Genomic DNA, 4,173 nt, shown 5'->3' with positions numbered 1-4,173 from the left:
CAGCCGTGCTGAATTGGCTCCGCAACCTGAAACCCAGAGCTGCCGTAATAATCTGAATCTCGTTGCGCATCTCGTGGGGCGGTCAAGATAGTTGACATTTCACAGCCTGGGGTATCCAAGCAATCGTGCTATACCCCTGTCCTTGAGTGACTGGACGATTTCCTCCTACTACTGTTGTGTAATGTTCTGTCGTCCGCTCCTGTAGTGTCACTGCTTCTGGTCTAGACCATGCTGTATGATCTCCTGCTAGGATAATTGGCTCCTCCACTGGCATTTGCTTGATGTATAATTGCATCAACTTCTGTCGTTGTGGTCGGCAGTCTTGTAGTGCCTCGTAAACACTTGACCACTTGCGCCGAAATACCGGACATAACGAAAAATCTGCTAAACAGCAAGCATTGCGCGTCAGCATTACAGCATCTGTCAGTTCAAATGTTGCATCATGCGCCTTACCCAAACAATCATATGCAGCTTGACGAAAAGTCTTCAGTTGCGTGAGAACATCCATAGCGGTAATCGAGAGTTGGTGAAGCTTCTCTCATCTTCCGCTATCGGGGACTTTGTGCCATGCACTAGCTCCCCTTTCCTTTTCCCATTAGTCTAAAGTCCAGTAAAGCGGAAAACAAATCTAAGCATAAAATGACGGTAACACCATTACTGCTATCAACATGCGAATAGGGATGTTAAAATCAGATTTGCCTGTGGATTCGCACTTCGGTTTGCCATACGAAACAAGAGCGCGAAAGCTACGAGTTGACCGATTTTTCCGGCTGGCCCGAATCAGTTCAGATGGAGAAAGCAGGCGCATGACCGACTAACTGGGTTAGCTAACTACCGCACTGAGCCAAACATGTTTTCCTTACTTCTTCAGCTATTTTCATCCCATTATTGAAGTAAGTCTTAGCTTGAGCCTTCTTACTTTCATCGTCTTTAGCTAAAACAATGTTCTCAAAAAGGGTATCGCTGAGTCGTGCAACAGATTGCACAGATTGCGTATAAGCTGACCGACACGCTTGTTCGCATTCAGTATTAGCCATGTTTGTCTAAAAGCTCCTGTAATAACTGTCTATCTTTCAGCACGAGTTCTAAGAATTACGGAATTGCGTGACAGCTAGTTTTGCAAGTAAGCGATTAAGCGATCGCTTCTTTGAAGTCTGTTTAATAATTTCAATTTTCTTTAGAAAACGCATTAAAGGCAAAATTCCGTTGACGGGGGTATAGTGTTGTTATCCAATGGGGGCACTACAGTTGTAGATAAGATAGGAGAGAAAGATGACTGTGGATAGTAGTGATGCAAGAGTCTCCCAACGTATTCCCAAGTGGAGCGGCGCTCGAAACTCTCTGTTTATGGAGCGATAACCTTAAGTCATTCCAGCAGCGGTTAGGAAAGTACTACGCCCGTTCGGAAGCACGCCTTGCAGCCTTTGATTACATTCAAGCGCTGCTATGTCCGGTAGAACGGAAAAATGGGAGCGCAGATGGCAGAAACTTGTAGGATACGCCAATCCCTATCGCTTACAGCACTTGTTGGGGAGAGCAAGATGGAATGAGGAGGAGGTGTGTGCAGAGGTGAGAGATTATGTAGTCGAGCATCTCAATGACGGGGCGGGGATCTTGGCTATCGACGAAACCAGCTTTCTCAAAAAAGGAGAGGAGTCGGTAGGAGTAGGGCGGCAGTATTGTGGGCTGACGGGGCAGGTAGAAAACTGTCAGGTGGGGGTGTTTCTCGCCTACATCAGCTCGAAAGGGCAGAGCTTGATTTGACCGTCGTCTCTACCTACCGAAATCTTGGACTACGGTTCGCCAACGGCGTAAGAAAGCCAAGATTCCAAGCTCGGTGAGGTTCGCCACGAAAACGGGGCTAGCTAAAGTGATGTTGCAGTCGGCTTTCAAAGCAGGAGTACATCCGGCGTGGTTTGTAGCTGATGAAGTCTATAGTCGGGATGCTTCTTAGGAGCGGTGGCTGGAGCAGGAGGTAAAACAGCCCTACGTCCTTACTGTTAACAAGCGACAACCCACTCCGATTAATTTCCAAACCTGTTACGCTGAAGACTTGGCACGAGCCGTCAATCCTAATGATTGGCACCGACTGAGTGCTGGGGCAGGAACTTTCATGAGAGCGATACTACGACGCTTGCTTGTGTTGCACTGAGTTGTCGTCATCCAGAGGGCTTCAGCCGTTGGTTTCTTTTCCGCCGTTGCCCAGAACATCCCAAAGACCCCAGTTTTATCAGCTACTATCAGGTTTTTGCTCCCAGCGACACTTCCCTTGAAACTATGGCTGGGGTTGCTGCTCAACGCTGGCGAATCGAAGAGTGCTTTCAGTTTGCCAAAGATCAACTTGGCTTAGGGGATTACGAAGTTCGCTCCTGGACGGGCTGGCATCGCCACGTCACTTTAGTCTTGGCGGCAGGAGCAATCTTTGTCGGTGTTGCGTTCTCAAGCCGAACCATTGGGAGAACTCTCAACTCCGCCATTTTTTTCTCCTCACGTCGAGGCTGGCTCTGGAGGTTGCGTTCAAAGCGGCCCGTGGACTCTCGTCCGGCTCAGTCTAGCAGAACTCAAGCGATGGGTCTGGAGGTTGCTATTTCTCCGCTCTTGGTCTTTGGCATCGCTGTTTCATTGGTCAATAGGAGCGCAGGCATCATCAAGCTCTCGCTCGCTACCATCATTACCGTAAACGCTCCCAACCTCCCTAAAATTATCTACAACTGTAGTGCCGTTAACGAGCTGTGTACCCACCATCAATCGGCAAAGCTACCCCCGTAATAAAGGCTGCTTCATCACTTGCTAAAAACAAGGCAGCAGCGGCAACATCATCTGGTGTGGGCATTCCTGGTAATGGATTAAATTGCTTCGCGTCTTGGCGTGTTTGCTCTGGATCGGGGTGGTTCTGAATTGCGTGTTCGAGGAGTGGGGTGTTTACAATTGTCGGACATAGAGCATTGACGCGAATCCCATGTGCGGCGTATTCAATTGCGGCTGTGCGAGTTAATTGAATTACTGCTCCCTTAGCAGCTGTATAAGCAGAAAAGTTTTCTAGCGCTATCATACCACCGATTGATGCCATATTCAGTACTACTCCCTGCCCTCTCTGAAGCATCGCCTCAATGCCATACTTCATCCCAAAGTAGACTCCATCTTGGTTGACCGCCAGTACTCGTCGCCAGTTCTCAATACTACTATTCACAATTGGAGCTTGCTCGCCATCAATCCCAGCGTTATTCACCAGAATATCCAAACATTCATAGTCATGTATGATCTTAGCAACTAGTGCTTCTACCGAACTAGGGTCACTGACATCAACTTTGATAAACCGACTGTTTGGCAGTGCAGCAGCGACAGTTTCTCCAAGTTGTTGCTGGATATCAGCGATGACAATCGTTGCTCCTTCTTTGACAAAGCGCTCTGCACAAGCACGACCAAGCCCAGAGGCAGCTCCTGTAATTACTGCCACTTTTCCATTTAGTCTACCCATGTGTCTTCATTCTCCTAAGTTGTAACAATCAATACTTCGGTAAATTTTTGGCTCTTGGCAGTAGACAGAAAAGCTATCAAACCGATAGAGTGCCGATAAGAACAAACAAGCACGAGTTCGATAGCTGTATGGAAATTATACAAAGCCTACTAGTAGTCTGACAAGGAAATTATGACAGGTCTAAAGAAGGATAAAAGCGGTAAAGTTTCACTCTGGCATCTGTAGTAGCAAAACGCTAATCAATTTTCGCTTTTTGTTGATTACGTTGTTTTTTCCAAGCTTCAATTTCTGAAAGTAAAGTCTCTAGATCGGGAAGACGACGCTCCAAACATTGACAACGGGAGAGAACAGAAATTTCAATTTCTACCTGAGTCAACTAACTCCATGTTCGGAGTACAATGAAACTCTAACCGCTCGAGATTTTGTCTAGCTCCTTGAGGTAGAAAAGTTTCATATAAAGCCGCTGGAGTATGAGTATTTAAGTTGTATAGAATTACTCGTATCTTATACGCTCTGGGAAAATAAATATCTACTAAATCTTTCATCTGATGAGCTTGCGTCTTGCTTAGTTCAGGAGTGTTGCAAAAATTTCTCAGACACTATTAGTAAAATTGTAGTATAGAGCAATTCCTAGTCTACTGAGGTACGATTAATAGTAATGTTGTGTATTCTGCCCAGATAAAAATGAAGGCATA

The 4,173-nt window shown here is 46.4% G+C and carries 6 protein-coding genes and 2 pseudogenes; 4 read left to right on the top strand and 4 right to left on the bottom strand.

The window, feature by feature from the left end; translation table 11 throughout:
- Positions 1-106: 106 nt before the first annotated feature.
- Together DSM107010_RS37095 and DSM107010_RS37090 are read right to left on the bottom strand one after the other, a co-directional pair.
- Positions 107-508: pseudogene (locus tag DSM107010_RS37095) on the bottom strand (NF041680 family putative transposase); the annotation flags it as partial.
- A 319-nt stretch (positions 509-827) separates the two neighbouring features.
- Entirely contained in the window at positions 828-1,037 is a 210-nt protein-coding gene (locus DSM107010_RS37090; RefSeq protein ID WP_106169229.1) for a hypothetical protein, read from the bottom strand.
- A 254-nt stretch (positions 1,038-1,291) separates the two neighbouring features.
- Here DSM107010_RS37090 and DSM107010_RS39185 point away from each other — a divergent pair, with 254 nt between their 5' ends.
- The 4 genes and pseudogenes from DSM107010_RS39185 (at position 1,292) to DSM107010_RS37075 (ending at position 2,769) form a co-directional block, all read left to right on the top strand.
- The gene (locus DSM107010_RS39185) at positions 1,292-1,495 is read left to right on the top strand and encodes a hypothetical protein (protein WP_146138774.1); all 204 of its coding nucleotides are present in this window, start codon (positions 1,292-1,294) and stop codon (positions 1,493-1,495) included.
- Complete coding sequence (locus DSM107010_RS42695) at positions 1,447-1,764, top strand: transposase (RefSeq protein WP_106169228.1); 318 nt, start codon at positions 1,447-1,449, stop codon at positions 1,762-1,764. The genes DSM107010_RS39185 and DSM107010_RS42695 overlap by 49 nt, the downstream gene beginning before the upstream one ends.
- Positions 1,765-1,774: 10 nt before the next feature.
- Positions 1,775-1,954: pseudogene (locus DSM107010_RS42690) on the top strand (transposase); the annotation flags it as partial.
- 125 nt (positions 1,955-2,079) lie between these two features.
- Positions 2,080-2,769: a hypothetical protein gene (locus DSM107010_RS37075; protein WP_127025352.1), complete on the top strand. Its 690-nt coding sequence runs from the start codon at positions 2,080-2,082 to the stop codon at positions 2,767-2,769.
- Here DSM107010_RS37075 and DSM107010_RS37070 read toward each other — a convergent pair.
- The gene (locus tag DSM107010_RS37070; protein WP_106171648.1) at positions 2,723-3,478 is read right to left on the bottom strand and encodes an SDR family NAD(P)-dependent oxidoreductase; all 756 of its coding nucleotides are present in this window, start codon (positions 3,476-3,478) and stop codon (positions 2,723-2,725) included. The two genes, DSM107010_RS37075 and DSM107010_RS37070, sit on opposite strands and share 47 nt — an antisense overlap.
- Positions 3,479-3,713: 235 nt before the next feature.
- Entirely contained in the window at positions 3,714-3,854 is a 141-nt protein-coding gene (locus DSM107010_RS40785) for a hypothetical protein (protein WP_181246586.1), read from the bottom strand.
- Between the last annotated feature and the right edge of the window lie 319 nt (positions 3,855-4,173).

Source organism: Chroococcidiopsis cubana SAG 39.79 (genome assembly GCF_003991895.1).
GTDB lineage: Bacteria > Cyanobacteriota > Cyanobacteriia > Cyanobacteriales > Chroococcidiopsidaceae > Chroococcidiopsis > Chroococcidiopsis thermalis.
Note: the sequence above shows the minus strand (reverse complement) of the source record. Positions and strands in the feature narration are given on the sequence as shown.

Bases quoted from the DNA above. Each gene is read 5' to 3' on its own strand.
- DSM107010_RS42695 (WP_106169228.1), top strand. From the start codon at position 1,447: ATGTCCGGTAGAACGGAAAAATGGGAGCGCAGATGGCAGAAACTTGTA.
- DSM107010_RS37070 (WP_106171648.1), bottom strand. From the start codon at position 3,478: ATGGGTAGACTAAATGGAAAAGTGGCAGTAATTACAGGAGCTGCCTCT.
- DSM107010_RS37090 (WP_106169229.1), bottom strand. From the start codon at position 1,037: ATGGCTAATACTGAATGCGAACAAGCGTGTCGGTCAGCTTATACGCAA.
- DSM107010_RS39185 (WP_146138774.1), top strand. From the start codon at position 1,292: ATGCAAGAGTCTCCCAACGTATTCCCAAGTGGAGCGGCGCTCGAAACT.